General features: G+C 68.4%; 24 protein-coding genes. 8 read left to right on the forward strand and 16 right to left on the reverse strand.

The window, feature by feature from the left end:
• Nucleotides 1–92: 92 nt before the first annotated feature.
• A complete protein-coding gene (locus tag FIU88_RS06060) occupies nucleotides 93–674 on the forward strand; it encodes a C40 family peptidase (protein WP_152480147.1) in 582 nt (193 codons plus the stop codon).
• Nucleotides 675–934: 260 nt separating this feature from the next.
• Here the strand turns inward: FIU88_RS06060 and FIU88_RS06065 are convergent, their stop codons facing one another.
• Complete coding sequence (locus FIU88_RS06065; protein ID WP_152478554.1) at nucleotides 935–1,813, reverse strand: LysR family transcriptional regulator; 879 nt, start codon at nucleotides 1,811–1,813, stop codon at nucleotides 935–937.
• An 87-nt stretch (nucleotides 1,814–1,900) separates the two neighbouring features.
• On the opposite strand from FIU88_RS06065, the gene FIU88_RS06070 reads away from it, so the two are divergent.
• Nucleotides 1,901–3,166: an MFS transporter gene (locus tag FIU88_RS06070; RefSeq protein WP_152478555.1), complete on the forward strand. Its 1,266-nt coding sequence runs from the start codon at nucleotides 1,901–1,903 to the stop codon at nucleotides 3,164–3,166.
• Here FIU88_RS06070 and msrA read toward each other — a convergent pair.
• The gene (gene msrA, locus FIU88_RS06075) at nucleotides 3,088–3,729 is read right to left on the reverse strand and encodes a peptide-methionine (S)-S-oxide reductase MsrA (RefSeq protein WP_152478556.1); all 642 of its coding nucleotides are present in this window, start codon (nucleotides 3,727–3,729) and stop codon (nucleotides 3,088–3,090) included. The genes FIU88_RS06070 and msrA overlap by 79 nt on opposite strands.
• A gap of 141 nt (nucleotides 3,730–3,870) precedes the next feature.
• On the opposite strand from msrA, the gene FIU88_RS06080 reads away from it, so the two are divergent.
• Both FIU88_RS06080 and FIU88_RS06085 read left to right on the forward strand, forming a co-directional pair.
• On the forward strand, nucleotides 3,871–6,132 hold the full coding sequence (locus tag FIU88_RS06080; RefSeq protein WP_152478557.1) for an FAD-dependent oxidoreductase: 2,262 nt from the start codon (nucleotides 3,871–3,873) through the stop codon (nucleotides 6,130–6,132).
• The gene (locus tag FIU88_RS06085; protein ID WP_152478558.1) at nucleotides 6,132–6,758 is read left to right on the forward strand and encodes a CDP-alcohol phosphatidyltransferase family protein; all 627 of its coding nucleotides are present in this window, start codon (nucleotides 6,132–6,134) and stop codon (nucleotides 6,756–6,758) included. The genes FIU88_RS06080 and FIU88_RS06085 overlap by 1 nt, the downstream gene beginning before the upstream one ends.
• Nucleotides 6,759–6,851: 93 nt before the next feature.
• Here the strand turns inward: FIU88_RS06085 and FIU88_RS06090 are convergent, their stop codons facing one another.
• On the reverse strand, nucleotides 6,852–7,334 hold the full coding sequence (locus tag FIU88_RS06090; protein ID WP_016855956.1) for a peptidylprolyl isomerase: 483 nt from the start codon (nucleotides 7,332–7,334) through the stop codon (nucleotides 6,852–6,854).
• A 207-nt stretch (nucleotides 7,335–7,541) separates the two neighbouring features.
• Here FIU88_RS06090 and FIU88_RS06095 point away from each other — a divergent pair, with 207 nt between their 5' ends.
• On the forward strand, nucleotides 7,542–7,823 hold the full coding sequence (locus FIU88_RS06095) for a hypothetical protein (RefSeq protein WP_152478559.1): 282 nt from the start codon (nucleotides 7,542–7,544) through the stop codon (nucleotides 7,821–7,823).
• A gap of 81 nt (nucleotides 7,824–7,904) precedes the next feature.
• Here the strand turns inward: FIU88_RS06095 and FIU88_RS06100 are convergent, their stop codons facing one another.
• The 10 genes from FIU88_RS06100 to FIU88_RS06145 all read right to left on the reverse strand — a co-directional run bounded on the left by FIU88_RS06100 (nucleotide 7,905) and on the right by FIU88_RS06145 (nucleotide 17,585).
• Nucleotides 7,905–8,372 (reverse strand): glycine zipper 2TM domain-containing protein, encoded by a 468-nt coding sequence (locus FIU88_RS06100; RefSeq protein ID WP_152478560.1) that lies wholly within the window; start codon nucleotides 8,370–8,372, stop codon nucleotides 7,905–7,907.
• 281 nt (nucleotides 8,373–8,653) lie between these two features.
• Complete coding sequence (locus FIU88_RS06105; RefSeq protein WP_152478561.1) at nucleotides 8,654–8,872, reverse strand: hypothetical protein; 219 nt, start codon at nucleotides 8,870–8,872, stop codon at nucleotides 8,654–8,656.
• 481 nt (nucleotides 8,873–9,353) lie between these two features.
• A complete protein-coding gene (locus FIU88_RS06110) occupies nucleotides 9,354–10,952 on the reverse strand; it encodes an isocitrate lyase (RefSeq protein ID WP_152478562.1) in 1,599 nt (532 codons plus the stop codon).
• A 372-nt stretch (nucleotides 10,953–11,324) separates the two neighbouring features.
• Nucleotides 11,325–11,756: a GNAT family N-acetyltransferase gene (locus FIU88_RS06115; protein WP_152478563.1), complete on the reverse strand. Its 432-nt coding sequence runs from the start codon at nucleotides 11,754–11,756 to the stop codon at nucleotides 11,325–11,327.
• Nucleotides 11,757–11,774: 18 nt separating this feature from the next.
• A complete protein-coding gene (locus tag FIU88_RS06120; RefSeq protein WP_152478564.1) occupies nucleotides 11,775–12,959 on the reverse strand; it encodes a cupin domain-containing protein in 1,185 nt (394 codons plus the stop codon).
• Between the two features lie 236 nt (nucleotides 12,960–13,195).
• Nucleotides 13,196–14,575 carry an adenylosuccinate lyase gene (purB, locus tag FIU88_RS06125; RefSeq protein ID WP_152478565.1) on the reverse strand — a complete coding sequence of 460 codons (1,380 nt, stop codon included), beginning with the start codon at nucleotides 14,573–14,575 and terminating at the stop codon, nucleotides 13,196–13,198.
• Between the two features lie 43 nt (nucleotides 14,576–14,618).
• A complete protein-coding gene (hflD, locus tag FIU88_RS06130; protein ID WP_152478566.1) occupies nucleotides 14,619–15,260 on the reverse strand; it encodes a high frequency lysogenization protein HflD in 642 nt (213 codons plus the stop codon).
• A complete protein-coding gene (mnmA, locus tag FIU88_RS06135; protein WP_016855965.1) occupies nucleotides 15,257–16,387 on the reverse strand; it encodes a tRNA 2-thiouridine(34) synthase MnmA in 1,131 nt (376 codons plus the stop codon). Before mnmA ends, hflD begins: the two co-directional genes overlap by 4 nt.
• A gap of 101 nt (nucleotides 16,388–16,488) precedes the next feature.
• Nucleotides 16,489–16,938 (reverse strand): NUDIX domain-containing protein, encoded by a 450-nt coding sequence (locus FIU88_RS06140; protein ID WP_016855966.1) that lies wholly within the window; start codon nucleotides 16,936–16,938, stop codon nucleotides 16,489–16,491.
• Nucleotides 16,935–17,585: a pseudouridine synthase gene (locus tag FIU88_RS06145; RefSeq protein WP_152478567.1), complete on the reverse strand. Its 651-nt coding sequence runs from the start codon at nucleotides 17,583–17,585 to the stop codon at nucleotides 16,935–16,937. Before FIU88_RS06145 ends, FIU88_RS06140 begins: the two co-directional genes overlap by 4 nt.
• A 275-nt stretch (nucleotides 17,586–17,860) precedes the next feature.
• On the opposite strand from FIU88_RS06145, the gene FIU88_RS06150 reads away from it, so the two are divergent.
• The 3 genes from FIU88_RS06150 (at nucleotide 17,861) to clpA (ending at nucleotide 23,092) form a co-directional block, all read left to right on the forward strand.
• Nucleotides 17,861–20,095 (forward strand): NADP-dependent isocitrate dehydrogenase, encoded by a 2,235-nt coding sequence (locus FIU88_RS06150; RefSeq protein WP_152478568.1) that lies wholly within the window; start codon nucleotides 17,861–17,863, stop codon nucleotides 20,093–20,095.
• Between the two features lie 222 nt (nucleotides 20,096–20,317).
• Nucleotides 20,318–20,680: an ATP-dependent Clp protease adapter ClpS gene (gene clpS, locus FIU88_RS06155; RefSeq protein WP_172977750.1), complete on the forward strand. Its 363-nt coding sequence runs from the start codon at nucleotides 20,318–20,320 to the stop codon at nucleotides 20,678–20,680.
• Nucleotides 20,681–20,815: 135 nt separating this feature from the next.
• Nucleotides 20,816–23,092 carry an ATP-dependent Clp protease ATP-binding subunit ClpA gene (clpA, locus tag FIU88_RS06160; RefSeq protein ID WP_016855970.1) on the forward strand — a complete coding sequence of 759 codons (2,277 nt, stop codon included), beginning with the start codon at nucleotides 20,816–20,818 and terminating at the stop codon, nucleotides 23,090–23,092.
• Nucleotides 23,093–23,217: 125 nt separating this feature from the next.
• On the opposite strand, the gene infA is transcribed toward clpA, so the two are convergent.
• The 3 genes from infA to aat all read right to left on the reverse strand — a co-directional run bounded on the left by infA (nucleotide 23,218) and on the right by aat (nucleotide 25,066).
• The gene (gene infA / locus FIU88_RS06165; protein WP_013332816.1) at nucleotides 23,218–23,436 is read right to left on the reverse strand and encodes a translation initiation factor IF-1; all 219 of its coding nucleotides are present in this window, start codon (nucleotides 23,434–23,436) and stop codon (nucleotides 23,218–23,220) included.
• A 123-nt stretch (nucleotides 23,437–23,559) separates the two neighbouring features.
• On the reverse strand, nucleotides 23,560–24,297 hold the full coding sequence (locus tag FIU88_RS06170) for an arginyltransferase (protein ID WP_016855971.1): 738 nt from the start codon (nucleotides 24,295–24,297) through the stop codon (nucleotides 23,560–23,562).
• On the reverse strand, nucleotides 24,287–25,066 hold the full coding sequence (aat, locus tag FIU88_RS06175; RefSeq protein ID WP_152478569.1) for a leucyl/phenylalanyl-tRNA--protein transferase: 780 nt from the start codon (nucleotides 25,064–25,066) through the stop codon (nucleotides 24,287–24,289). Before aat ends, FIU88_RS06170 begins: the two co-directional genes overlap by 11 nt.
• Between the last annotated feature and the right edge of the window lie 98 nt (nucleotides 25,067–25,164).

Consider the following 25,164-nt stretch of genomic DNA (forward strand, 5'->3'; position numbering starts at 1 on the left):
CTGCCGGCGCTGGTCGGCTCGATGATCACTGGGGTTCAAGGACGGAAAGGGGGACAGGGATGCCGACCTGGAGTCGCGCTTCACTCGCAGGCATGACGCTGCTGCTGCTGACCGGCTGTGCCGGCAGCGGCGGCACGAAGGCGCCGGTGGACGACTATTTCGCCCGTGACATGCCGGGGCTGCCCGGTCAGATGTCGCCGGTCGACAATCCTGTCCTCGAGCTGCGTGGGCTGCGTCATCCGCCGCCGGCCCAGGTGCGCCAGGCGCTGCTCGACGAGCACGAACGCTGGCTCGGCACCCCCTACCGGCTCGGCGGCACCACCCGCCGCGGCATCGACTGCTCCGCCCTGGTGCAGCGCGTGTTCGCCGAGGCCTTCGGCCTGGAGCTGCCGCGCACCACCACCCAGCAGGTGCGCGAGGGCGAGTCGGTGTCGCGCGACGCCCTGCGGCCCGGCGACCTGGTGTTCTTCCAGCCGCCCGGCTACTACCACCACGTCGGCATCTACGTGGGACAGGGGCGCTTCCTCCACGCCTCGACGTCCCGCGGCGTCAAGATCTCCTCTCTCGACAACCGCTACTGGCGCCACTACTACTGGCAGGCGCGCCGCCCGCTGGACGACGTGCATCTGGCCCAGCGCCTCGACGATATCCAGTACGATCGCGGCGAGGGCTGAGTCTGTCTTCCTGGCCGCTTGGAAGTGATGGGCGCCGAGGACAAGGTGTAGCGAGGATTTTTTGCCATGGGTGAGGCGTCTTCGCCGAACGGGCTGGCCATGGATGGCCAGCACCGGCTCTGCAAGCGGAGCAGGATGCGATAGCGAAGCAGAGCAAAAGTAGCTCCCAGGGATGGGTTCACAGCGCCCTCGCGAAGGCTTGTCGTCGGTAAAGCCCATCGGCTGGGGCATGTTGGCGAGCCTCGTCCCGTGGTCTTGATTCAGCGGTTCTCCAGCGCGAATTCCACGAATGCCTGTTCCGCCCGGGACAGGTAGGCGCCTTCCTTCCAGGCCAGCGACAGCGCCAGCCAGGCCGGCGGGTCGAAGGGCACCGCCGCCAGCTCCGCTTCCTCGACCACGCGCCTGAGAAAGGTGGTGATGCCGTAGCCCTGGCGCACGATGGCCTTGGTCAGCGGAATCAGGTTCGACTCGAAGGCCACATTGGCGCTGGCGCCGGTGTCCCGCGCCAGGGCGTCGATGAACTCGCGATGGAAGTAGCCGTCCTGGAACAGCACCAGCGGTTCGGCGAAGAAGGCCTCGGGCGTGACGTGATCCCGTCCGGCGAAGGGATGCTCCCGGGGCACGCACACCACCATCTCCTCCCGCGCCAGCGGTCGTCGCGTCAGATGGCGGCTCTCGCCGTCGTCGATCACCACGCCCAGGTCCAGCTCGCCCGCGGCGATCATGCGCTGCAGGCGGCGCGCGCCGGCCTCCACCACCGTCAGCCGGATGCCCGGATGGCGTTCCTTGAAGCCCATCAGCAGCGGCGGGAAATAGTAGGAGCCCAGCATCGAGGGAATGCCGATGCGTAGTTCGCCCTTCACCAGCCCGTGCAGCTCGCGCATGGCCAGTTCGGCCGCCTCGGCCCGGGCCAGCAGGTCGCGGGCGTGCTCGACCAGCGCCTCGCCCTCGGCGGTCAGGCCGATACGCCGCTCGTGACGGTGGAAGAGGGTGAGCTCGAGGCGATGCTCCAGGTTGGCGACGGTCTGGCTGACCGCGGACTGGGCCAGGTGCAGCGAACGGGCGGCGGCGCTGAAGCCGCCCTGGTCCACCACCGCCAGGAAGACACCGAGGCTGCGCAGGTCGAAGGGCAAGGCCATAAGACAATCCGATGAGTTCGATCATTAACTTCTGCTTGGCTTATCATTGTGCGCCTTCGATCATGGTCGGCCAACCCGGAGGCCCTCATGATCGACGCTCACAGTCGCGCCTGGTGGCGCGCGACCCTGGCCCTGAGCCTGGGATCCTTCCTCGTGTTCCTGAATCTCTACGCGGTGCAGCCGTTGCTGCCCGAGCTTCATCGGGTGCACGGCGTCTCGACCCTGGTCGCCAACCTGGCCATGTCGTTGGCGACGCTGTCGCTGGCCGCGGCCTTGCTGGTCTTCGGCCCGTTGTCCGATGCCATCGGCCGCGGCGGCATCATGCGCCTGACCCTGCTCGCGGCCGGTGGGCTGTCGCTGGTCCAGGGGCTGGCGCCGAACTTCGAGGTGCTGTTGAGCCTGCGTGTGCTGCAGGGTTTCGTGCTGGGGGGATTGCCGGCGGTGGCCATCGCCTGGATGGGCGATGAGTTCGAGCGCTCGGCCATGCTGCCGGCGGTGGGGCTCTACATCGCCGCCAACTCGCTGGGCGGCATCGCCGGTCGCGTGATCGGCGGCTGGGTCGCGGAAGTGGCCGGGATCCCGGCAAGCTTTCTCACGGTCGGCAGCCTGACGCTGGTCGGGGTGGCGCTGTTCTGGCGGTTGCTGCCCGCGGCCCGTGGCTTCGCGCCGCGACGCTTCCGGTTGAGCGAGGCGCTCGGCGATCTGGCCGGCCATCTGCGCCAGCCCGACCTGCGCGGGGCCTATCTGCTGGGCGGGCTCAATTTCCTGGTGTTCATCAACCTCTACAGCTACCTGACCTTTCGGTTGTCGGCCGCGCCCTTCTCGCTGGATGCGCGCTGGCTGGGGCTCTTGTTCCTGACCTATCTGGGCGGAACCCTGGGGTCCTCGCTGTCCGGGCGTCTGGCAAGGCGGGCCGCGCCGCCGACCTGCATGGCACTGGGAACGCTGCTGCTGGCGGCGGGCATGGCGATGACGCTGGCCCCCTCCCTGGCGGTCATTCTGGTGGGGCTTACCCTCGCGGCCTTCGGTTTCTTCCTGGCTCACTCCATGGCCTCGGGCTGGGTGGGTCGACGGGCCCGAGGCGCGCGCGGCAGCGCCTCGGCCCTCTACCTGGTCTTCTACTACCTGGGGGCGAGCCTCGGTGGCCTGTGGCTCGAGCCGTTCTGGCGCGCGGGGGCATGGCCGGGCGTCCTGGTGGGCGGCGGCCTGGTGCTGGTGGTGACCCTGACGCTGGCCTGGCGGCTGCGACGCTGGGCAGCCGCCGAGCCGTCGACTCAGGGCATGGCGGAGGCTTCGGCCTCGTCGCCCCAGACCTCCGCGAGGCGGTCGGAACGTCCGCAGGCCGACTTGTAGAAGTTGTAGCGCACCGGGTTCTTCTCGTAGTAGTCCTGATGGTAGTCCTCGGCCGGGTAGAAGGCCTCGAAGTCGAGAATCTCGGCGCCGATCTCGCGATCGAAGCGCTCGGCCACGGCGTCGCGGCTGGCCTCGGCCATGGCGCGCTGCTCGGCGTCCATCGGGAAGAGGGCGCTCTGATAGGGGCGGCCCTGGTCGCAGAACTGGCGGTCCACGGCGAAGGGGTCGATATTGCGCCAGAACACGTGCAACAGGGCGCGATAGTCGACCACATCGGGATCGTATTCGACCTTCACCACCTCGATATGGCCGGTGTCGCCGGCGGAGACCTGCTCGTAGCTGGGGGATTCGATCTCCCCGCCGGAATAGCCCGATATCGTCGCCACCACCCCGTCGACCTTGTCGTAGGCCTGCTCCACGCACCAGAAGCAACCGCCGCCGAATATCGCGCTTTGCGTGTCGGCGGCGTCGCCGTCGGCACTCCAGGCGGGGGCCGAAAGGCCGGAGGCGAGGAGCAGCAAGGGCAGGGCGGCAGGGCGAAGGAGCGTGTTGACTGTCATCATGAAAGACCTCGTTAAGGGCAGCGTGTAGGGTAGTCGGCCTTGGCCGTCCGTCCTTACACGATGTTGTGGAACCGGATGTAAGGAGAGCGGGGTGGCGTCGACTCAAGACGCGATACCCCACCATGGAACAGGGAGACCCACTTGACCAAGCGACGCCTGATACTTCTGTGCCTCATTGCCCTCGTCTTCGCCGGCTTCTTTCTTTCTGGTGCCGATCAGGCACTGACACTCGACAACCTCAAGGCCGAGCAGGTTCGCTTCCAGGCCTGGCTGGCCGAGGACCCGTTGACGGTGGCCGGTGGCTTCTTCCTGATCTACGTGGCCATGGCGGCGCTGTCGTTGCCCGGCGCCGTGCTGTTGACGCTGCTCGGCGGCGCGCTGTTCGGTTTCGGCTGGGGGCTGGTGCTGATCTCGTTCGCCAGCAGCCTGGGCGCGACCCTGGCCGCCTTGATCGCCCGCACCCTGGCCCGCGAGCCGCTTGAGCGGCGGTTCGCTGCCCAGCTTTCGCGCATCAACGCGGGGATCGAGCGCGAGGGGGCCTTCTATCTCTTCACCCTGCGGCTGATCCCGCTCTTTCCCTTCTTCGTGATCAACCTGGTGTTGGGCCTGAGCCGCATGCGGCTCACCACCTTCTACTGGGTCAGCCAGCTGGGCATGCTGCCCGGCACCGCGGTCTACGTGAATGCGGGCCGGGAGCTCGGCCAGCTGGAGTCGCTGGGTGGCATCCTCTCGCCGGGCCTGATCGGCTCCTTCGTGCTGATCGGCCTCTTCCCCTGGCTGGCCCGGGGCCTGGTGGCCATCGGCAAGCGGCGCCAGCTGACGCGTCGCTTCGCGCGTCCGGCCCGCTTCGATCAGGACATCGTGGTGATCGGGGGCGGCTCGGCGGGGCTGGTCGCGAGCTACATCGCCTCGGCGGTGAAGGCGAAGGTGGCGCTGGTCGAGCGTCACCGGCTGGGCGGCGACTGCCTCAACACCGGCTGTGTCCCCTCCAAGGCGCTGATTCGCGCCGCCCGTCTCGCCCGCGAGATCCGCGAGGCGCCGGGCTACGGCGTCACCGCCGGCGAGCCCGAGGTGGACTTCCGCGCGGTGATGGATCATGTCCACCGGGCCATCCGCGAGGTGGAGCCCCACGACAGTCGCGAGCGCTACGAGGGGCTCGGGGTGGAGGTGATCGCCGGCGACGCCGTCCTCGACGACCCCTGGCGGGTGCGGATCCGCGAGGGCGAGACGGAGCGGGTCATCACCACGCGCCATGTGATCATCGCCAGCGGGGCTCGTCCCCGGGTGCCGCCGCTGCCGGGGCTCGAGGCCATCGAGGTGCTGACCTCGGACAACCTCTGGCGGCTCGAGGCGCTCCCCGAGCGGCTGGTGGTGCTGGGCGGCGGACCGATCGGCTGCGAACTGGGCCAGAGCTTCGCCCGGCTGGGCAGTCGAGTGTCGCTCGTCGAGATGGGCGAGCAGCTATTGCCTCGGGAGGATCGCGACGTGGCCGATGAGGTCGAGGCGCGCCTCGCCGAGGAGGGCGTCGCGGTGCGCCTCGCCACCCGGGCGCGGCGGGTGTTGCCCGACGATCACGGCGGGCACCTGCTGGAGGTCGAGTACCAGGACGACCACGGCGAGGCGCGCCTCGAGCGGCTGCCCTTCAGCCACCTGCTGGTGGCGGTGGGACGCCAGGCCAACGTCGAGGGGCTGGGCCTCGAGGCGCTGGGGGTCGAGACGCGTGCCAACGGCACCCTGGCCGTGGATGAGGCACTGCAGAGCGTGCTGCCCAATGTCTGGGCCTGTGGCGACGTCGCCGGTCCCTATCAGCTGACCCACGCCAGCGCCCACCAGGCCTGGCACGCCACGGTCAATGCGCTGTTCGGCGAGTTCAAGCGCTTCCGCGTGAGCTACCGGGCCCTGCCGGCGGTGACCTTCACCGACCCGGAAGTGGCGAGGGTCGGCCTCAACGAGCGCGAGGCCGAGCAGCAGGGCGTGGCGGTCGAGGTGACCCACTACCCGCTGAGCGAGCTGGACCGGGCCATCGCCGAGGGCCAGACCCGCGGCTTCGTCAAGGTGCTGACCGTCCCCGGTCGCGACCGCCTGCTGGGCGCGACCATCGTCGGTCCGGGGGCGGGGGAGATGCTGGCCGAGTTCACCCTGGCCATGACCCATGGCATCGGCCTCAACAAGCTGCTGGGCACCATCCATCCCTACCCGACCCACAGCGAGGCGGTGAAGGCCACGGCGGGCGTATGGAAGAACGCCCACAAGCCGGAGCGCGTGCTGGGCTGGCTTCAGCGCTACTTCGCCTGGCGACGCGGCAAGGGGCAGGCGTCGAACGCCCCGGGCAGGGCGGGTCGCGATGCGACGGGAAGCGAGCCGTCGGGCAAGCACGGTGCGAATGAGAAAAGGGAGGCCTGATGCTCGATCGCTGGACCATGCCGCTGACCCAGCGGCCGCTGAGATGGCTGGCCCGGGGGCTGGCGACGGCCGGCGTGCGGCCGGACCAGGTGACCGTCGCGGCCTTCGCGGTCGGGATGCTGGCGCTACCGCTGCTGGCCATGGAGGCCTACGGCGCGGCGCTCGTGGCGATTCTGCTCAACCGGCTGGGCGACGGCCTGGACGGTACCCTGGCGCGACTGACCGATCATGACAGCGATGCCGGGGGCTTTCTCGACATCGGCCTGGACTTCGTCTTCTATGCGGCGGTGGTGCTGGGCTTCGCCCTGGCCGATCCGGGGGCCAACGCCCTGGCCGCGAGCCTGTTGCTGTTCGCCTTCATCGGCACCGGCACCTCCTTCCTGGCCTTCGCCATCATGGCCGCCCGCCACGCGCTGGACCGGCCGCGCTTTCCGCGCAAGGCCTTCTACTATCTGAACGGCCTCACCGAGGGCACCGAGACGGTGCTGGCGCTGGTGAGCTTCTGCCTGTGGCCGGCGCACTTTCCGCTGCTGGCCGGTCTCTTCGCGGTGGCTTGCCTGATCACCACCGCGACCCGGCTGGCAGGCGGCTACCTGACCCTCAAGGCGATGCCGGCCTCGGAGTGAGACGGGGCGGCTGACCGCCCGACAGGTATCGGGCGGGCATGAAAAAGGGGCAGCCCATGGGCTGCCCCTCTTTCGTTCCGGCTGGCGGCGAGCTTAGTGCTCGTGGCCACCTTCGCCGTGGACGTGGCCGTGCTCGACCTCTTCCTGGCTGGCCTCGCGGACTTCGGCGATCTCGACGTCGAAGTTCAGGGTCTGGCCGGCCAGCGGGTGGTTGCCGTCGACGGTGACGGTGTCGCCTTCGACCTGGGTCACGGTGACCATCAGCGGGCCGCCCTGGGTCTGCGCCTGGAACTGCATGCCCGGCTCGATGCTCTCGACGCCCTGGAAGGCGTCGCGCGGGACTTCTTGCACCAGCTGCGGCTGGACTTCGCCGTAGCCTTCTTCAGGCGCGACCTTGGCCTGGAGCTTGTCGCCAGCCGCACGGCCTTCCATTTCCTTCTCGAGGCCCGGGATGATGTTGCCGGCGCCGTGGAGGTAGGTCAGCGGCTCACGGCCTTCCGAGCTGTCCAGCACTTCCCCTGCGTCATTGGTCAGGGTGTAGTGGAAGGCCACAACGGCGTTCTGTGCGATTTGCATGATGAACCTATCGATGAGTGCGTGTGCGCGCATGGTAACGTGGCTTCCCGGGGACTGTCAGTGGCGCAAGGAGATTTTTCAGCTTGCCCGGGACGATCCTGAGCGCGATTCACGCCATGTCCCGTGGTTGCGTGCTTCCGAAGGCAGGGATACCCTTTGCTGCGACATCTTTTCCCCTTGTCCTTCGTTCCCTGTTGGAGACCCTCCATGACCGTGACCGTCATCTGGCTGATCGCCTTTGCCGTGATCCTCTTCCTGTGCCTGAGCCGCTGGGAGGCCTCTGTCAGCGCGGGGCTCGACAAGCTGATTCCCGCCGTGCTGCGCAGCGACGACGACCGCTGGGTCTGGAGCCCGGCCATCGCCGTGCTGGGCGCCACCGCCATCGTGCGGCCGGTGGACCTGCTGCTGACGCTGATCATCATCGCGGTGATCGCGCTGGTGGGCGGCAAGCTGGCGTGCTGGGCGATGCGCAAGGCCAACTTCCACTGAGGAAGGCATCGCCTGCGATCGACAAGGCCCGCGGCGTCTGCCGCGGGCCTTTTGCGTCGGGCGTGGTGGAACCGCAGCGGCTCAGTAGGGCGCCACGCTGACGCGGCTGCCGGTGCCGATCAGGCGCACCTGCTGACCGACCTGGAACGGCTGGTCGGCCTTCTGCACCACCACCACGGTCTGGCCGGTCTGCTTGCGGATCTCGAGCTCCCAGGCATCCGTGCGGTTGGCGCTGTCCTCGATCTTCTTGCCGGCCACGCTGCCGCCGATGGCACCGGCCGCGGTGGCCAGGGTCCGGCCCGAGCCGCCGCCGATCTGATTGCCCAGCAGGCCGCCGATGACGGCGCCGCCGATGCCGCCGAGGGCGCCGCTGTTCTGATCGTCGGCCTGGATCTGCACCCGCCGCATGGCGGTGATGGTGCCCACGCTCACGTTCTGCGCGACCTGAGCCTGATTGCCGGTGTAGACGTTGCCCGAGTAGGGCGAGGTGTTGGCGCAGCCCGCCAGGGTCAGGGCGCCGAGGGCGACGAGGGGAAGAAAACGCTTCATGGGTGACCTCCTTGCGAGTCGGTGAGCGACGCCGGGGGCGTCTCGCCGTATGGCTTCCGTGGGCATGGCGCGGCGGGCGCGCTCGCCTTTGCCCGATAGCCTGCCTGTGGATGGAAGCTTTGACCAGTGAAAGGCGAAGAGGTGCAGCGGCGAAGGGCATCGCGTCATGCGACGCCGTCGGGCATGAAAAAGCCCACCCCGCCGGGCGGGATGGGCAATGGCTAGTCAAGCCGGGTATCGGTGAGGCGAGTCATTTCGCTCCAGGCGGCTTCCTTTCCGCCTCACTCCTCCTCGAGCCGTGTCGCGTCGCCGGTCAGTACCTCGTCCCAGGCATCGTCGAGGGAGTAGCCCGCGCGGCTGTCGACGGTGTCGATCACCTCGACGGCGTGCTGCAGGGATTCCCGGTTGCCTTTCAGGGCCAGCACCAGCTTGGCGAGTTCCTGCTTGCTGAACGTGCTGGCAATGAGGTCGGCTTGGTGGCTCAGTTCGATGCAGTTCATGTGTAACACCTCGTGCGGTGGCCATCGTCGATGGCGTGATGGGCGTTTGCTACTCATGCCGGGCCGGGTAAGCGCCCGGTGCTGCAGTCGCGAAGTGGTCACAAGCTTGGAAAGACCATCGCCTACGGCGCCTGGATCATCGTGAAAGCGCCTTTATTGTAGCTTTCAGAGCAGGTCGCCGGTCGGGGTAGCGACGCGTTGTCCTGCGCTGTGAGTTGACTATGGTGCAGCACGGCAGAATCGACCATGCCTCCTTGGCCGCAGCCGGCGTTGTAACCCGACTACATCGTGTAAGGATCGTCGCGGTTGTTGTCGGCATCCTTCAGAAGCGCGATTCGCGGGTCGCGGAACGAGAGCCAGGCGGCGAGGGACGCAGGGCAGAAGACGGCGCCAGAGGCGCGTGCGTCGGGCGGGCCGGCAGCAAAAAGGGGAGGCCGAAGCCTCCCCGAGGGTCCTGTCGCCGTGTCGTCGCGGCGCTCGATCAGCCGAACTGGTTCATGGTGTTGTCCTTGCCGCCGGCCTTGAGCGCCGCCTCGCCGTGGAAGAACTCCTTGTGGTCGTCGCCGATGTTGGAGCCGGCCATGTCCTGGTGCTTGACGGTGGCGATGCCCTCGCGGATCTCGCGGCGCTGTACGCCCGCCACGTAGGCCAGCATGCCTTCGTCGCCGAAGTAGCCCTTGGCCAGGTTGTCGGTGGACAGGGCCGCGGTGTGGTAGGTCGGCAGGGTGATCAGGTGATGGAAGATGCCGGCCTCGCGGGCGGCGTCGCGCTGGAAGTTCTGCGTCCACTCGTCGGCCTGGCGGCCCAGCTCGGTGGCGTCGTACTCGGCGTTCATCAGATCGGCGCGGTCGTAGGCGCTGACGTCGCGGCCCTCGGCCTCCCAGGCGTCGAACACCTGCTGGCGGAAGTTCAGCGTCCAGTTGAAGGACGGCGAGTTGTTGTAGACCAGCTTGGCGTCCGGGCAGACCTCGCGCACGCGGTCCACCATGCCCTTAATCTGGCCGACGTGGGGCTTCTCGGTCTCGATCCACAAGAGGTCGGCGCCGTTCTGCAGGCTGGTGATGCAGTCCAGCACCACCCGGTCCTCGCCGGTGTTAGGCTTGAACTGGTAGAGGCCCGAGGCCAGGCGCTTGACCTTGACCAGCTTGCCGTCCTGCTTGATCACCACGTCGCCGTTGGCGATGTCGTCCGCGGAGGCGATCTCGTCGCCGTCGAGGAAGGCGTTGTACTGGTCGCCCAGATCGCCCGGCGCGTGGCTGACGGCGATCTTCTGGGTCAGGCCGGCGCCCAGGGAGTCGGTGCGGGCGACGATCACGCCGTCTTCCACGCCGAGCTCCAGGAAGGCGTAGCGCACGGCGTTGAGCTTGGCGATGAAGTCCTCGTGCGGGACGGTGACCTTGCCGGCCTGGTGGCCGCACTGCTTCTCGTCGGAGACCTGGTTCTCGATCTGCAGGCAGCAGGCCCCGGCCTCGATCATCTTCTTGGCCAGCAGGTAGGTGGCCTCGGCGTTGCCGAAGCCGGCGTCGATGTCGGCGATGATCGGCACCACGTGGGTCTCGAAGTTGTCGATCTTGCCCTCGAGCTCGGCGGCCCGGGCGCTGTCGCCGGCCTCGCGGGCCGCTTCCAGGTCGCGGAACAGGTGGTTGAGCTCCCAGCTGTCGGCCTGGCGCAGGAAGGTGTAGAGCTCCTCGATCAGCGCCGGCACGCTGGTCTTCTCGTGCATCGACTGGTCGGGCAGCGGGCCGAACTCGGAGCGCAGGGCGGCGATCATCCAGCCCGACAGGTACAGGTAGCGGCCCTTGGTGTGGCCGAAGTGCTTCTTGATGGAGATCATCTTCTGCTGGCCGATGAAGCCGTGCCAGCAGCCCAGCGACTGGGTGTACTTCGCGGTGTCGCCGTCGTAGGCCGCCATGTCCTCGCGCATGATCCGGGCGTTGTAGCGGGCGATGTCCAGGCCGGTCTGGAAGCGGTTCTGGACGCGCAGCCGGGCGGCATGCTCGGGGGTGATGTTGTCCCACTTGCCACGCTGGCCTTCGCGCAGCTGGGTCAGGGTCTTGAGTTGATCTTGAAACGTTGCCATGGAGCCATCCTCTCTGCCTTCAGGGGGAAGGTCGCCCGGTCTCGTCTCGGCGTCACCGCCGTTTCTTCTCGACGAAGCCTCATGCTGCGACCGCGAAGCGCTTTCAGGTTCGTCCGCTTTCCCGAGTCTGTCTCTAGGGTGTTGGTCGAACCTCGTCGAGAGAGGAAGGTGCCCGGCGACGACATGGCACAGGGGTCGATGCCGGGCGTCCCTCGCTCGCCTTGGATATCACTATGGGCCGGCATGACGCGGCTCAACAATTGATCCTTGGGGGCAGCGAGGGTTGTAGTCCGACTACAGGACGGGGGCGGGAATCGCCATTCCTGTAGTCGGGTTTCCCGATGGGATCGGAAAACGGCAGGGAGAAAACGCTCAGGCGTCGAGGCGAAGCGCCATGTTGCGGTGCGGAATACCGGCCTCCATGAAGGTCTCGCCGAAGGCCTCGAAGCCGAGTCGCTCGTAGAACGCCAGGGCATGGGTCTGGGCGGCGAGCTCGGCGGCGGGCAGGCCGCGCTGGCGGGCGGCGGCGATCGCCGCTTCCATCAGCGCCTGCCCGATGCCGAGGCCGCGCGCCTCGGCGAGCACGGCGACGCGGCCGATATGGCCGTCGGGCAGCAGCCGGGCGGTGCCCAGGGCGCGGCCGTCGGCCAGGGCCAGGAAGTGCAGGCACTCGGGATCGCGGCCGTCCCATTCCTCGTCCCTGGGCACGTCCTGCTCCTCGATGAAGACGACGCGGCGGATCTCGCCGGCCGCCTCGCCGAGGGTCTGCCAGTCGCCCTCGCGGATCTCGACGCTGGTGCTCATGCGCTCACTCCTCCGTGTTCATTCTTGTTCGTCGCTCCACCAGGCCAGGCTGCCGGCGTCGAGCAGGTGGGTCAGCACGTGCGGGGCGTCGTCGAAGGCCAGCAGCTCGGCGTCGACCGGCTCGCCGCCCGCCAGGGCGCGGGCCAGGGCGATCGAGCACTCGACGCCGTCGCCGTCGGCGAACAGGGTAGCGCGTGCGTCGTCCAGCGCGCGCCAGGCGAAGCGCGAGCCGGGCGGGCGTTCCAGCGTCTCGCCTTCCTGTAGTGCGGCGACAAGGTCGTCCGGGTCGGTGGGCGTCTCGCTGGCCACCAGCTGGTCGACGTACTTGGGCTGGGTCATCACGCGGCCGAACCACTGGGCCAGCTGGGCCGGGTCGTCCAGGGTCTCGAGGATCAGCGCGCGCATGCGCTCGAGGGCGGCATCGTCGAGCTCGGCCGGGTCGGCGGGCGGCGTCATGCCGGCGTCGGCGTAGCGCAGCGAGGGCGGCAGCTGCTCGCCGATGTAGTCGGCGTAGGAGGTCACGGCCTCGTCGGCGGAGGGGGCGCGGAAGCCCACCGAGAAGGTCATGCAGTCGCTGGACTGGCTGACGCCGTGATGGGCCCAGCCCGGCGGCAGGTAGAGCATGTCGCCCGGTTCCAGCACCCAGTCGGCGTCGGGCTCGACCTCGAAGGTCTCGAGGATGCGCAGGTCGATGCCCTTGAGGATCGGGGCGTCGTCGTCGACCCTGCCGCCGAGCTGCCAGCGGCGCTGGCCGCTGCCCTGGAGCAGGAAGACGTCGTACTGGTCGACGTGGGGGCCGACGCTGCCGCCCGGCGGGGCGTAGCTGACCATGATGTCGTCGAGGCGCCAGCCGGGCAGGAAGTCGAAGGTCTCGAGCAGCTCGGCGACCTCGGGCACGTAGTGGTCCACGGCCTGGACCAGCAGGGTCCAGTCCCGCTCCGGCAGGCGGGCGAAGGTGGCATCACTGAAGGGGCCGTGGCTGACCTGCCAGGGGCCGTCGGGGCCTTGCTCCTCGACCAGGCGCGCCTCGATGTTGTCCTCGCAGGCCAGGCCGGCGAGCTCGTCGGGCTCGAGCGGGCTCTGGAAGTCGGGGATGGCGCCGCGGATCAGCAGCGGCCGGCGCTGCCAGTGGTCGCGCAGGAAGTCGGCGGCGGTGCGGCCGCCGAGCAGGGTGAGGGGTTCGTCTCGGGACTGTCGTGACATTGGCTCGCGCTCGCGAAGGGGTGAAACGGCGACAGGCGCCGAGTGGCGCCTGTCGGGATACTAGCATGTGGTGGCCGGCTGACGAGGGGCGCCGGGGGCAAGCCGTAGAGAAGCTCCTACGCCATGGATGGCGTCGGGAGCCTACAAGGACGTATTCACGGCGTCTTCTCGCAGACTTGTCCCCGGGGTAGCCCCGGGCCCGCCTCCATCATGGCCGGCCCAATGCATGGCCTGGCTTACAGATTGCGCGCCTGGGCCTCGGCGTTGCCGATGTAGTTGGCCGGGGTCAGCTGCTTGAGCTCGCCCTTCACCTCGGCCGGCAGCTCCAGGGTGTCGATGAAGGCGGCGAAGCCGGCCTGGTCGATGCGCTTGCCGCGGGTCAGCTCCTTGAGCTTCTCGTAGGGCTTCTCGATGCCGTAGCGACGCATCACGGTCTGGATCGGCTCGGCCAGCACTTCCCAGCTGTTGTCGAGGTCCTCGGCCAGGCGGGCCGGGTTGGCCTCGAGCTTGCCGATGCCCTTCAGCGAGGCCTGGTAGGCCACCAGCGCGTAGGCCATGCCGACGCCCAGGTTGCGCAGCACGGTGGAGTCGGTCAGGTCGCGCTGCCAGCGGGAGATCGGCAGCTTCTCGGCCAGGTGACCCAGCACGGCGTTGGAGAGCCCCAGGTTGCCCTCGGAGTTCTCGAAGTCGATCGGGTTGACCTTGTGCGGCATGGTCGAGGAGCCGATCTCGCCGGCCACGGTCTTCTGCTTGAAGTAGCCCAGCGAGATGTAGCCCCAGACGTCGCGGTCGAAGTCGATCAGCACGGTGTTGAAGCGGCACACGGCGTCGAACAGCTCGGCGATGTAGTCGTGCGGCTCGATCTGGGTGGTGTAGGGGTTGAAGGTCAGGCCCAGGCCCTCGACGAAGGTGCGGGCGTTGGCTTCCCAGTCGACCTCCGGGTAGGTCGCCAGGTGGGCGTTGTAGTTGCCCACGGCGCCGTTGATCTTGCCGAACAGCTCCACGCTCTCGATCTGCTTGAGCTGGCGACGCAGCCGGTAGGCGACGTTGGCCATCTCCTTGCCGAGGGTGGTGGGGCTGGCGGTTTGGCCGTGGGTGCGCGACAGCATCGGCTGGGCGGCGTGTTCCTCGGCCAGGCGGGCCACCTCGTCGGCCACCTGGTGCATCACCGGCAGCAGCGCATCCAGGCCGCCGCGCAGCATCAGCGCGTGGGACAGGTTGTTGATGTCCTCGCTGGTGCAGGCGAAGTGCACGAACTCGGTGATGGCGTGCAGCTCGGGCTGGTCGGCGATGCGCTCCTTGATGAAGTACTCGACCGCCTTGACGTCATGGTTGGTGGTGCGCTCGATGTCCTTGATGCGCTCGGCGTCTTCCACGGAGAAGTCGCGGACCATGGCGTCCAGCGCCGCGGTGGCCCCGGCGGAGAGCGGCGGCACCTCGGTGATCTGCGGCTGCTCGGCCAGGCGCTGCAGCCAGCGGGCCTCGACGATGACGCGGGCACGGATCAGGCCGAACTCGCTGAAGTGCTCGCGCAGGGCCTCGGCCTTGCTGCCGTAGCGGCCGTCGACGGGAGAGAGGGCGGTGAGGGCGGTCAGGGGGAGTGACTTGGGCTGCATGGTCGCATTCCGGGTGGCGTGGTGGAGAAATCAGTGAGGGAAATCAGTTCAGCTCGTCCAGGGCCTTCTTGAGGGCGCCGCGCTGGAACATCAGCTTCCAGCGGCGGCCGCCCTGCTGGTGCCACAGCAGCGCGAAGCGGATGCCGGTCAGCAGGCAGGCGCGCACGCGCTCGGGCATCATGCGGCTCTGCAGCAGCGAGGGATCGCCCTGGACGACGATCCGGCTCTTGAAGGTGGAGATGGTGTCCTGGTAGGCCTCGCCGAGGCTGGCGACCACGTTCTCGTGGGTCTCGCCGAAGTGCTCGGCCTGGCCCTGGATGCGGGTCAGCCGGGTGCCCAGGTTGTCCATCATGTCGGCGTCGTTTCTCAGCTTGCTCATCAGCATCAGCAGCGAGAAACCATAGCGCATCACCACCGGGTTGGCCTGGCGGCGGCCCAGCATGCCCTCCAGGGTCTCGATGCCCTGGCGCAGGTTGTTGGGATGGCCGCCGTAGATGGCCTCGAAGCTGGCCGGGTCGGTGTCCAGGGTGGCGTGGATCAGGGTCTCCCAGGCGCGCTGGTCGACCTGGCCGGTGCGGGCCAGCTGGTCGACCTGGCTGGCGGCCTGGAAGACCCCGGCCAGTGCCAGGGCCTGGCGGGCGACGGGCGAGTCGGGGGCGCGGTGAATGGGCGTGGTGCCGTTCATCGCGCGCGCTCCTCGGCGTTCCAGATGGCCTTGATCACGCCGCCGCCCAGGCAGATCTCGCCGTCGTAGAGCACCAGCGACTGGCCGGGGGTCACGGCGCGTTGGGGCTCGTCGAAGCGCACCCGCACGCCGCCGTCCTCGGTGGTCTCGAAGCGGCAGGCCACGTCTTCCTGGCGGTAGCGGGTCTTGGCGGTGAGGCGGCCCTCGGCGGCCGGCGGCTCGCCGGCGACCCAGTCCATCGGCTCGGTGGCCAGGCTGTCGGTGTAGAGCAGCGGGTGATGCTTGCCCTGCACGGCCACCAGCACGTTGCGCTCGAGGTCCTTGTCGGCCACGAACCAGGGCGCGTCGGAGTAGTTGGCGAGCCCGCCGATGCCGAGCCCCTGGCGCTGGCCGAGGGTGTAGTACATCAGGCCCATGTGCTCGCCGATGACGTCGCCGTCCGGGGTCTCGATGGTGCCGGGCTGGGCGGGCAGGTACTGCTGCAGGAAGTCGCGGAAGCGGCGCTCGCCGATGAAGCAGATGCCGGTGGAGTCCTTCTTGCGCGCGGTCACCAGGTCATGGCGCTCGGCCAGGGCGCGGACCTCGGGCTTCTCCAGCTCGCCGACCGGGAACAGGGTGCGGGCGATGGCCGCCTCGGGCACGGCGTGCAGGAAGTAGCTCTGGTCCTTGTTGGCGTCGAGCCCCTTGAGCAGCCGCGGGCGCTCGACCCCGTCGAGCTCGCCGCGGGCGTGGCCGCCACGCACGTAGTGGCCGGTGGCGATGCGCTCGGCGCCGAGCATCTCGGCGTACTCGAGGAACACCTTGAACTTGATCTCGCGGTTGCAGAGGATGTCCGGATTCGGCGTGCGCCCGGCCTGGTATTCGGCCAGGAAGTGCTCGAAGACGTTGTCCCAGTACTCGGCGGCGAAGTTGGCGGTGTGCAGCGTGATGCCGAGCTTGGCGCATACGGCCTCGGCGTCCGCCAGGTCTTCCTTGGCGGTGCAGTATTCGGTGCCGTCGTCCTCGTCCCAGTTCTTCATGAACAGGCCCTCGACCTCATAGCCCTGCTCGAGCAGGAGCAGGGCGGAGACGGAGGAATCGACGCCGCCGGACATGCCGACGATCACCTTGCCTTGGGTGGCTGTCATGACGCTCTCGGATTGGGGTGGTCGCAAATGGGCGGGATTATACACGACACCGATGGCGCGCTTCGAGCGCCATCGGTGTCGTCTCGGGGCGGCTTGCGCGGCTATCGTTCGTGGATCACGTCCATGGGATAGAAGCGCCCGGCCAGGGCGTCGCGCACGCGGCGCAGCACCAGCGGGCTGCGCAGCCGGCCCAGGCGCTCCAGCGCCTCCAGCTCCTCCAGCGTCACCCAGTGGGTGGCGAGTATCGCCGGGTCCAGCTCGTTGCCCAGCCGGGCCAGCGCCATGCCGTAGAAGCCGTGGCTGTGGAAGGTGGTGCCGTCCGGCGCCCGGTAGACGTAGATGCCCAGATAGTCGCTGAGACCGACCTGCCAGGCGGTTTCCTCGCGCAGCTCGCGCAGGGCGGCGTCCTGGATGCGCTCGTCCGGTTCCAGGTGCCCGGCGGGCTGGTTGAAGACGGTGTGCGGCCCGCCCCGGTCCTCCTCGACGATCAGGAAGCGTCCGGCGCGTTCGACCACGGTGGCCACGGTGACGAGGGGGTGCCAGCGACTCATCGGCGCGTCCTCCCGCCGGGGCGTGGCTTGCCGTCCCGGCGGCCGGCGTCCCGGCGGCCGCTGTCGCGACGGTTCGAGGGCGGCGCGGGCGCGTGCAGGGTCTCGCGGCGCCATTCGCCGGGGGCCAGGCCGTCGAGCGACCAGGGGCCGATCGCCACCCGCACCAGGCGCAGGGTGGGGTGCCCGACATGGGCGGTCATGCGCCTCACCTGGCGATTGCGGCCCTCGGAGATGACCAGCTCCAGCCAGGAGGTGTCGGGGTGGCGCTTCGGGTCCAGCGGCGGCTCGCGCTCGGGCAGCTCGCTGGCCTCGAGGCGGCGGACCCGGGCCGGCCGGGTCGGGCCGTCCTTGAGCTCGACCCCACGGCGCAGGGCGTCCAGAGCGGCATCGTCGGGCCGGCCCTCGACCTGCACGCGATAGGTCTTGGGCTGCTTGTGGCGCGGGTGGCTGATGCGGTGGATCAGCTCGCCGTCGTCGGAGAGCAGCAGCAGGCCCTCGGAGTCGTGGTCGAGTCGGCCCGCCGGATAGATGCCGGGCACGTCGAGATAGTCGGCCAGGGTGGCGCGGGGCGTGCCCTCGGCGTCGCCCTTGTCGGTGAACTGGCACAGCACCCGATAGGGCTTGTGAAAGAGATATAAGCGGCTCATGGGCCTATCTTACCGCCCGGCGCGGCGGGATGGCAGGGATCGGCGACGATCGCTGCCATGCGTCGTGGGCGGCGGGCTGGTATACTGCGCGACGCTCGCCGGAGCGCCCTCGTCATTTTCCGGGCCTGGCGTGACCCGCTCAGAGGGATGGCCGATGCCGCAGTGTCGGCGATCGTGCCGAGCGGCGGTCGCCCTGGTTGCCCGTGTTGCCGACATCGAGAGTGTGCGCTTCGATCCGTTTCATGTACCGCAGTGACCAGAGAGATCTACGCCACATGTCCAAAACGCCGAAGATTATCTATACGCTGACCGACGAAGCGCCGGCTCTGGCGACCCATTCCCTGTTGCCGATCATCGACGCCTACACCGATTCCGCCGGCATCACCGTCGAGACCCGTGATATCTCCCTGGCCGGGCGTATCATCTCGCAGTTCCCCGATGTCCTGACCGACGAGCAGCAGCTGGGCGATCACCTGGCCGAGCTGGGCGATCTGGCCAAGACGCCGGAAGCCAACATCATCAAGCTGCCCAACATCAGCGCCTCCCTGCCGCAGCTCAAGGCCGCCATCAAGGAACTCCAGGGCCAGGGCTATGCGCTGCCCGACTACCCGGACGAGCCGAGCAGCGATGCCGAGCGCGAGGCCAAGGCCCGCTACGACCGCGTCAAGGGCAGTGCCGTGAACCCGGTGCTGCGCGAGGGCAACAGCGACCGTCGCGCGCCGCGCTCGGTCAAGAACTACGCCAGCAAGTACCCGCACCGCATGGGCGAGTGGCAGGCCGATTCGCGCTCCCACGTCGCCCACATGAGCGAGGGTGACTTCTACGGCAGCGAGAAGTCCGCCGTGATCGGCGCCGACGGCGCGCTCAAGATCGAGCTGGTCGGCCAGGACGGCAGCGTCAGCGTGCTCAAGGAGCGCACCCCGGTGCTGGCCGGCGAGGTGATCGACGGCGCCATGATGAGCCGCAAGGCGCTGTCCGCCTTCGTCGCCGAGCAGATCGCCGACGCCAAGGCCCAGGGCGTGCTGTTCTCCCTGCACCTCAAGGCGACCATGATGAAGGTCTCCGACCCGATCATGTTCGGCATGGTGGTCGACGAGTTCTACCGCGACGTGCTCGAGAAGCACGCCGAGGCGCTGGAAGAGGTCGGTTTCGACGCCACCAACGGCATCGGCGACCTGTACGCCACCATGGCCAAGCTGCCGGCCGACAAGCAGGCCGAGATCGAGGCCGACGTCGAGGCGCTGTACGCCGAGCGCCCGAGCCTGGCCATGGTCGATTCCTACAAGGGCATCACCAACCTGCACGTGCCGAGCGACGTGATCATCGACGCCTCCATGCCGGCGATGATCCGCGATTCCGGCAAGATGTGGGGCGCCGATGACGCCCTGCACGACACCAAGGCGGTGATCCCGGATCGCTGCTATGCCGGCATCTACCAGGCCACCATCGAGGACTGCAAGAAGAACGGCGCCTTCGATCCGACCACCATGGGCAGCGTGCCCAACGTCGGCCTGATGGCGCAGAAGGCCGAAGAGTACGGCTCCCACGACAAGACCTTCCAGATTCCCGCCGATGGCACCGTGCGCGTGACCGACGAGGCCGGCGAGGTGCTGTTCGAGCACGCGGTGGAAGAGGGCGACATCTGGCGCATGTGCCAGACCAAGGACGCGCCGATCCGTGACTGGGTCAAGCTGGCCGTGTCCCGCGCCCGCGAGAGCGGCGCCCCGGCGGTATTCTGGCTCGACGCCGAGCGCGCCCACGACGCCCAGCTGATCAACAAGGTCGAGGCCTACCTCAAGGATCACGACACCGACGGCCTGGACATCCGCATCATGGCGCCGGTCGAGGCGATGGAGCTCTCCCTCGAGCGCATCCGTCGCGGCGAGGACACCATCTCGGTGACCGGCAACGTGCTGCGCGACTACCTGACCGACCTGTTCCCGATCATGGAGCTCGGCACCAGCGCCAAGATGCTGTCCATCGTGCCGCTGATGAACGGCGGCGGCCTGTTCGAGACCGGCGCCGGCGGCTCCGCGCCGAAGCACGTCCAGCAGCTGCTCGAGGAGAACCACCTGCGCTGGGATTCGCTGGGCGAGTTCCTGGCCCTGGCCGCGTCCCTCGAGCATCTGGGCAAGACCTTCGACAACGCCCGTGCCCGCGTGCTGGCCAAGGCGCTGGACGAGGCCAACGGCAAGTTCCTCGACAGCAACAAGTCGCCGTCGCGCAAGGTCGGTGAGCTCGACAACCGCGGCAGCCACTTCTACCTGGCCATGTACTGGGCCGAGGCGCTGGCCGCCCAGGACGAGGACGCCGAGCTGAAGGCGCTGTTCGGCAAGCTCGCCGCCGAGCTGACCGCCAAGGAAGCGGTCATCGTCGAGGAGCTCAACGCCGTGCAGGGTCAGGCGGTCGACATCGGTGGCTACTATCACGCCAACGGCGAGCTGGCCGACGCCGTGATGCGCCCCAGCCGCACCCTCAACGCGGCCCTGGAGCTGGTGGCCGAGCGCTAAGCGCGACCGCCCCGCGACAGGCACGTTGACGACGTGTTCCGGCCCCCGCCCGTTCCCGGGCGGGGGCCGTTGCATTGCTGGCGGCGGACAAAGACGGCACAGTGAACGAACCCCGATGAACCCGGTCGTCACGCCGGCGTCCAAACACGGTTGGAATGCCCGGCAACGGCCGGCTTGTCGATAGCGACAGTGAAGATTATGTTCAAGACACAGGAAGAGGGCATGACGGCGCCGCGCGCGTCGGTTCATGCTGGCATGACGCGCCCCCCGGGGCCGGACGAGGAGGGCGATGACGACCTGGCGGTACAGGCGTCGGAGCCGGCGCTGGCGCAGCCGCCGATGTACAAGGTGGTCTTGCACAACGACGACTTCACCCCCATGGAGTTCGTTGTGGAAGTGTTGCAGACGTTCTTCAACATGGACAATGAGAAAGCGGTGCAGATCATGCTGGCCGTGCATACCCAGGGCAAGGCGACCTGCGGGGTCTTTACTCGCGACATCGCCGAGACCAAGAGCCATCAGGTCAACGAATACGCCCGGGAGTGCCAGCATCCACTGCTGTGCGACATCGAGGCAACGGATTGAGCGTCGGCGTGTCGAAGTAAGGAAATCGCCAGCGTTGGCGGGGCGACTTGCAACGCCGATGTTTGTGCTCGATGTTGATGATGCCGGACCCAGAAGGATCCGACGCAAGCCCTAAGCGGCGAGAAGGGGACTGCCATGCTGAGCAAAGAACTTGAACTGACCCTGAACACGGCCTTCACCGTGGCGCGCTCCAAGCGTCACGAGTTCATGACCGTGGAGCACCTGCTGCTGGCGCTGCTCGACAACGCCTCGGCGGCGGACGTGCTGCGAGCCTGCGGGGCCAACCTCGATAAGCTGCGGTCCGACCTGCAGGATTTCATCAATTCCACCACGCCGCTGATTCCCGAGGATCAGGCCGACCGCGAGACCCAGCCGACGCTGGGCTTCCAGCGCGTCCTGCAGCGCGCGGTGTTCCACGTGCAGTCCTCCGGCAAGAGCGAGGTGACCGGCGCCAACGTGCTGGTGGCGATCTTCTCCGAGCAGGAGAGTCAGGCCGTCTACTTCCTCAAGCAGCAGAACGTGGCCCGGGTGGACGCCGTCAACTACATCGCCCACGGCATCTCCAAGGTCGCCGGTCACGGCCAGAGCCAGAGCTCGCCGTCACCCGAGGCCGAGGACGCCGAGGAGGCCGGCAGCGAGCAGGGCGGCAATCCGCTGACGGGCTACGCCACCAACCTCAACGAGCAGGCCCGCATGGGCAAGATCGACCCGCTGATCGGGCGCGATCACGAGCTCGAGCGGGTGGTGCAGATCCTCGCCCGGCGGCGCAAGAACAACCCGCTGCTGGTCGGCGAGGCCGGCGTGGGCAAGACCGCCATCGCCGAGGGGCTGGCCAAGCGCATCGTCGAGGAGGACGTGCCCGAGGTGATCGGTGACGCCGTCGTCTACTCCCTCGACATGGGCGCGCTGCTGGCCGGCACCAAGTACCGCGGTGACTTCGAGAAGCGTCTCAAGGCGCTGCTGGCGGAGCTGCGCAAGCAGCCCAACGCCATCCTGTTCATCGACGAGATCCACACCGTGATCGGCGCCGGGGCGGCCTCGGGCGGCGTGATGGATGCCTCCAACCTGCTCAAGCCGCTGCTGTCCTCCGGTGAGCTGCGCTGCATCGGCTCCACCACCTTCCAGGAGTTCCGCGGCATCTTCGAGAAGGACCGTGCGCTGGCCCGTCGCTTCCAGAAGGTCGACGTCATGGCGCCCTCGGTGGAGGACACCATCCGCATTCTCAAGGGGCTGCGTTCGCGCTTCGAGGAGCACCACCGCCTCAAGTACACCGACGCCGCGCTGGAAAGCGCCTCGCGGCTGGCGGATCGCTACATCAACGACCGCCACCTGCCCGACAAGGCGATCGACGTGATCGACGAGGCCGGCGCCCACCAGCGGCTGCTGCCGCCCGAGGTGCGCGTCGACACCATCGACACCGACCAGGTCGAGGCCGTGGTGGCGTCCATCGCGCGGATTCCGCCGAAGAGCGTCTCCAGCTCCGATCGCAAGCTGCTGGCCAACATCGACCGCGACCTCAAGATGCTGGTGTTCGGCCAGGACGAGGCGATCGATGGCCTGTCGGCGGCCATCAAGCTGTCGCGGGCCGGCCTCAAGGCGCCGGACAAGCCGGTGGGCAGCTTCCTGTTCGCCGGCCCCACCGGGGTCGGCAAGACCGAGGTGGCTCGCCAGCTGGCCCATATCATGGGGATCGACCTGGTGCGTTTCGACATGTCCGAGTACATGGAGCGCCACACCGTGTCGCGGCTGATCGGCGCGCCTCCGGGCTATGTCGGCTATGACCAGGGCGGCCTGCTGACCGAGGCGATCACCAAGCAGCCGCACTGCGTGCTGCTGCTCGACGAGATCGAGAAGGCGCACCCGGAAGTCTTCAACCTGCTGCTGCAGGTGATGGACCACGGCCGCCTGACCGACAACAACGGCCGCGAGGCGGACTTCCGCCATGTGATCCTGATCATGACCTCGAACGCCGGGGTCGAGCAGGCCACGCGGCGCTCGATCGGCTTCCAGACCCAGGACCACTCCACCGATGCGATGGAGGTCATCCGCAAGACCTTCTCGCCGGAGTTCCGCAACCGTCTGGACGGCATCATCCAGTTCCACGCCCTGCCCACCGAGGTGGTGCGCAACGTGGTCGACAAGTTCCTGATCGAACTCCAGGCGCAGCTCGACGAGAAGCGCGTGCAGCTCGACGTGGACGACGAGGCCCGGGACTGGCTGGCCGAGAAGGGGTACGACCCCGACATGGGGGCGAGGCCGATGGCGCGCCTGATCCAGGACAGGCTCAAGAAGCCGCTGGCCGAGCTGATCCTGTTCGGCGAGCTGGCCGAGCACGGTGGCGTGGTGCACGTCAGCGTGGAGGACGGCGAGCTGCACCTGGCATCGGAGTCGGAACTGGCCGACGCGCCCTGAGGCGGCGCGTCGATCGCTCCCGCCAACCATCAGCGCCCTGTCTTCGGACGGGGCGTTGTGCGTCTGGGAGCCGTGCTGGCGGGGGAGGCGCCGGCGCCCAGGAGGTGGGCGCTGCGCAGCCGCTCTTAACGAGAGCGGTAGACGATGCGGCCCTTGGACAGGTCGTACGGGGTCAGCTCGACCTTGACCTTGTCGCCGGTGAGGATGCGGATGTAGTTCTTGCGCATCTTGCCCGAGATGTGGGCGGTCACCACGTGGCCGTTCTCGAGTTCGACCCGGAACATGGTGTTGGGCAGCGTGTCGACGACGACGCCTTCCATTTCGATATGGTCTTCGCGTGCCATATAGGCAATTCCTCGCTGGTGATAACAAACGGCGGCACGAATGGCGGTGTGTCCGCTCGTGCCGATCAGGATAGCGCGATATTGTGCCGCATGCCGGGCGTCAAGGCAAAAAGCGCCGCCACGTCAGGTCGGGATCAGGCGCCGCCAGTGGCGTCCCTCGAGCCGTTCCAGGGGAGCGAAGGCCTGCTTGTAGGCCATCTTGCGGCACTCCTCGATCCAGTAGCCCAGATAGACGTGGGGCAGCCCCAGCGCGCGGGCGTGCTCCACCAGTGCCAGGACCGCGTAGGTGCCCAGTGAGCGGCGGTCGAACTCCTCGGCCGGGTCGAAGAAGGTGTAGATGGCCGACAGGCCGTGGGAGAGCTGATCGAAGGCCGACACGGCCAGCAGTCGGCCGTCGAGGCGCAGTTCCAGCATCCGCGCGTAGTCCTGGTTCAGGGTCAGGAAGGTGCGGTACTGCTCGTGGCTGGGCGGGTACATGTCGCCGTCGGCGTGCCGGGTGCGGATGTAATGGGCGTAGAGCCCGTAGTGTTCGGCATCGAACAGCGCCGGGCGGATGCGGATCTCGAGGTCGGCGTTGCGGCGGTAGAGCTTGCGCTGGGTGCGGTTGGGGGCGAAGCCCCTGACCGGGATGCGCACCGAGACGCAGGCGTTGCAGCCCTCGCAGTGGGGGCGGTACAGGTGGCGCCCGCTGCGCCGGAAGCCGAGCGGCGCCAGGGAGTCGTAGACGCCGCTGCCCGGCGATTCCTGGGGGTCCAGGAACAGGGTGGTGGCCTCGCGTCCCTCCAGATAGCTGCAGGCGTGCGGCACGGTCAGGAAGAACCGCAGGTCGCGAATCGGCTGTTGGGGCGTGTTACTGCTCAAGGCGGCCGCCTCCTGTGGCTCCCGGGGGCATCTGTCTCGCGGCGTCGAGGCGTTCGAACGACCATGCCGGCGGCGGAAAGGCGAGCTCGGCGTCGCTGCGTGGCGCCGGCATCGCATCGTCCAGCCACTCATCAAGATAGCCGATGAACGCCGCCCGGGCGATGTCCCGGGCGCCCAGGCTCGCCAGATGCGCGGTGTGCATCTGGCAGTCGATCAGCCGGCCGCCCTCGGCCGCCATGGTGCGGGCCAGGCACGCCAGTGCCACCTTGGAGGCGTCGGGCACTCGCGAGAACATCGATTCGCCGAAGAACACCGGCCCCAGGGCGATGCCGTAGAGGCCGCCGACCAGCGTCTCGCCCTGCCACACCTCCACCGAGTGCGCCGCGCCCAGCGCATGCAGCCGGCCGTAGGCCCGGGCCATCTCGGGCGTGATCCAGGTGCCGGGTTCGTCGTCACGCGGCGCCGCGCAGGCGGCGATCACGGCCTCGAAGGCGCGGTCGCCGGTGACTGTGAAACCGCCGTTGCGCAGCCGCTTGGCCAGGCTGCGCCGCACCCGGACCTCCTCGGGAAACAGCACCATGCGCGGGTCCGGGCTCCACCACAGCAGCGGCTGGCCCTCGCTGTACCAGGGGAAGATGCCGTGACGATAGGCGCTGAGCAGCCAGGCCGGGCTCAGATCGCCGCCGGCGGCCAGCAGGCCGCCGGGGTCGTCGAGGGCGGACTCGACCGGCGGAAAGCGAACGGGAAGCTCGGGGAGCCAGGGCAGCATGGGGCGGACATCCTCGGGGCGTGGAAGCCCAAGTGTGACCGGCGCGGTGGCGGGGCTCAAGTCGTCGTCTGCCCCCTGTGACGGGCGCGGCTGGCTCG

Source organism: Halomonas sp. THAF12, assembly GCF_009363675.1.
GTDB classification, from domain to species: domain Bacteria; phylum Pseudomonadota; class Gammaproteobacteria; order Pseudomonadales; family Halomonadaceae; genus Halomonas; species Halomonas smyrnensis.

What these genes read in the sequence shown, in the direction of transcription:
- FIU88_RS06060 (WP_152480147.1), top strand. Translation starts at nt 93, where the DNA reads ATGACGCTGCTGCTGCTGACCGGCTGTGCCGGCAGCGGCGGCACGAAG.
- FIU88_RS06065 (WP_152478554.1), bottom strand. Translation starts at nt 1,813, where the DNA reads ATGGCCTTGCCCTTCGACCTGCGCAGCCTCGGTGTCTTCCTGGCGGTG.
- FIU88_RS06070 (WP_152478555.1), top strand. Translation starts at nt 1,901, where the DNA reads ATGATCGACGCTCACAGTCGCGCCTGGTGGCGCGCGACCCTGGCCCTG.
- msrA (WP_152478556.1), bottom strand. Translation starts at nt 3,729, where the DNA reads ATGATGACAGTCAACACGCTCCTTCGCCCTGCCGCCCTGCCCTTGCTG.
- FIU88_RS06085 (WP_152478558.1), top strand. Translation starts at nt 6,132, where the DNA reads ATGCTCGATCGCTGGACCATGCCGCTGACCCAGCGGCCGCTGAGATGG.
- FIU88_RS06090 (WP_016855956.1), bottom strand. Translation starts at nt 7,334, where the DNA reads ATGCAAATCGCACAGAACGCCGTTGTGGCCTTCCACTACACCCTGACC.
- FIU88_RS06095 (WP_152478559.1), top strand. Translation starts at nt 7,542, where the DNA reads ATGACCGTGACCGTCATCTGGCTGATCGCCTTTGCCGTGATCCTCTTC.
- FIU88_RS06100 (WP_152478560.1), bottom strand. Translation starts at nt 8,372, where the DNA reads ATGAAGCGTTTTCTTCCCCTCGTCGCCCTCGGCGCCCTGACCCTGGCG.
- FIU88_RS06105 (WP_152478561.1), bottom strand. Translation starts at nt 8,872, where the DNA reads ATGAACTGCATCGAACTGAGCCACCAAGCCGACCTCATTGCCAGCACG.
- FIU88_RS06110 (WP_152478562.1), bottom strand. Translation starts at nt 10,952, where the DNA reads ATGGCAACGTTTCAAGATCAACTCAAGACCCTGACCCAGCTGCGCGAA.
- FIU88_RS06115 (WP_152478563.1), bottom strand. Translation starts at nt 11,756, where the DNA reads ATGAGCACCAGCGTCGAGATCCGCGAGGGCGACTGGCAGACCCTCGGC.
- FIU88_RS06120 (WP_152478564.1), bottom strand. Translation starts at nt 12,959, where the DNA reads ATGTCACGACAGTCCCGAGACGAACCCCTCACCCTGCTCGGCGGCCGC.
- purB (WP_152478565.1), bottom strand. Translation starts at nt 14,575, where the DNA reads ATGCAGCCCAAGTCACTCCCCCTGACCGCCCTCACCGCCCTCTCTCCC.
- hflD (WP_152478566.1), bottom strand. Translation starts at nt 15,260, where the DNA reads ATGAACGGCACCACGCCCATTCACCGCGCCCCCGACTCGCCCGTCGCC.
- mnmA (WP_016855965.1), bottom strand. Translation starts at nt 16,387, where the DNA reads ATGACAGCCACCCAAGGCAAGGTGATCGTCGGCATGTCCGGCGGCGTC.
- FIU88_RS06140 (WP_016855966.1), bottom strand. Translation starts at nt 16,938, where the DNA reads ATGAGTCGCTGGCACCCCCTCGTCACCGTGGCCACCGTGGTCGAACGC.
- FIU88_RS06145 (WP_152478567.1), bottom strand. Translation starts at nt 17,585, where the DNA reads ATGAGCCGCTTATATCTCTTTCACAAGCCCTATCGGGTGCTGTGCCAG.
- FIU88_RS06150 (WP_152478568.1), top strand. Translation starts at nt 17,861, where the DNA reads ATGTCCAAAACGCCGAAGATTATCTATACGCTGACCGACGAAGCGCCG.
- clpS (WP_172977750.1), top strand. Translation starts at nt 20,318, where the DNA reads ATGACGGCGCCGCGCGCGTCGGTTCATGCTGGCATGACGCGCCCCCCG.
- clpA (WP_016855970.1), top strand. Translation starts at nt 20,816, where the DNA reads ATGCTGAGCAAAGAACTTGAACTGACCCTGAACACGGCCTTCACCGTG.
- infA (WP_013332816.1), bottom strand. Translation starts at nt 23,436, where the DNA reads ATGGCACGCGAAGACCATATCGAAATGGAAGGCGTCGTCGTCGACACG.
- aat (WP_152478569.1), bottom strand. Translation starts at nt 25,066, where the DNA reads ATGCTGCCCTGGCTCCCCGAGCTTCCCGTTCGCTTTCCGCCGGTCGAG.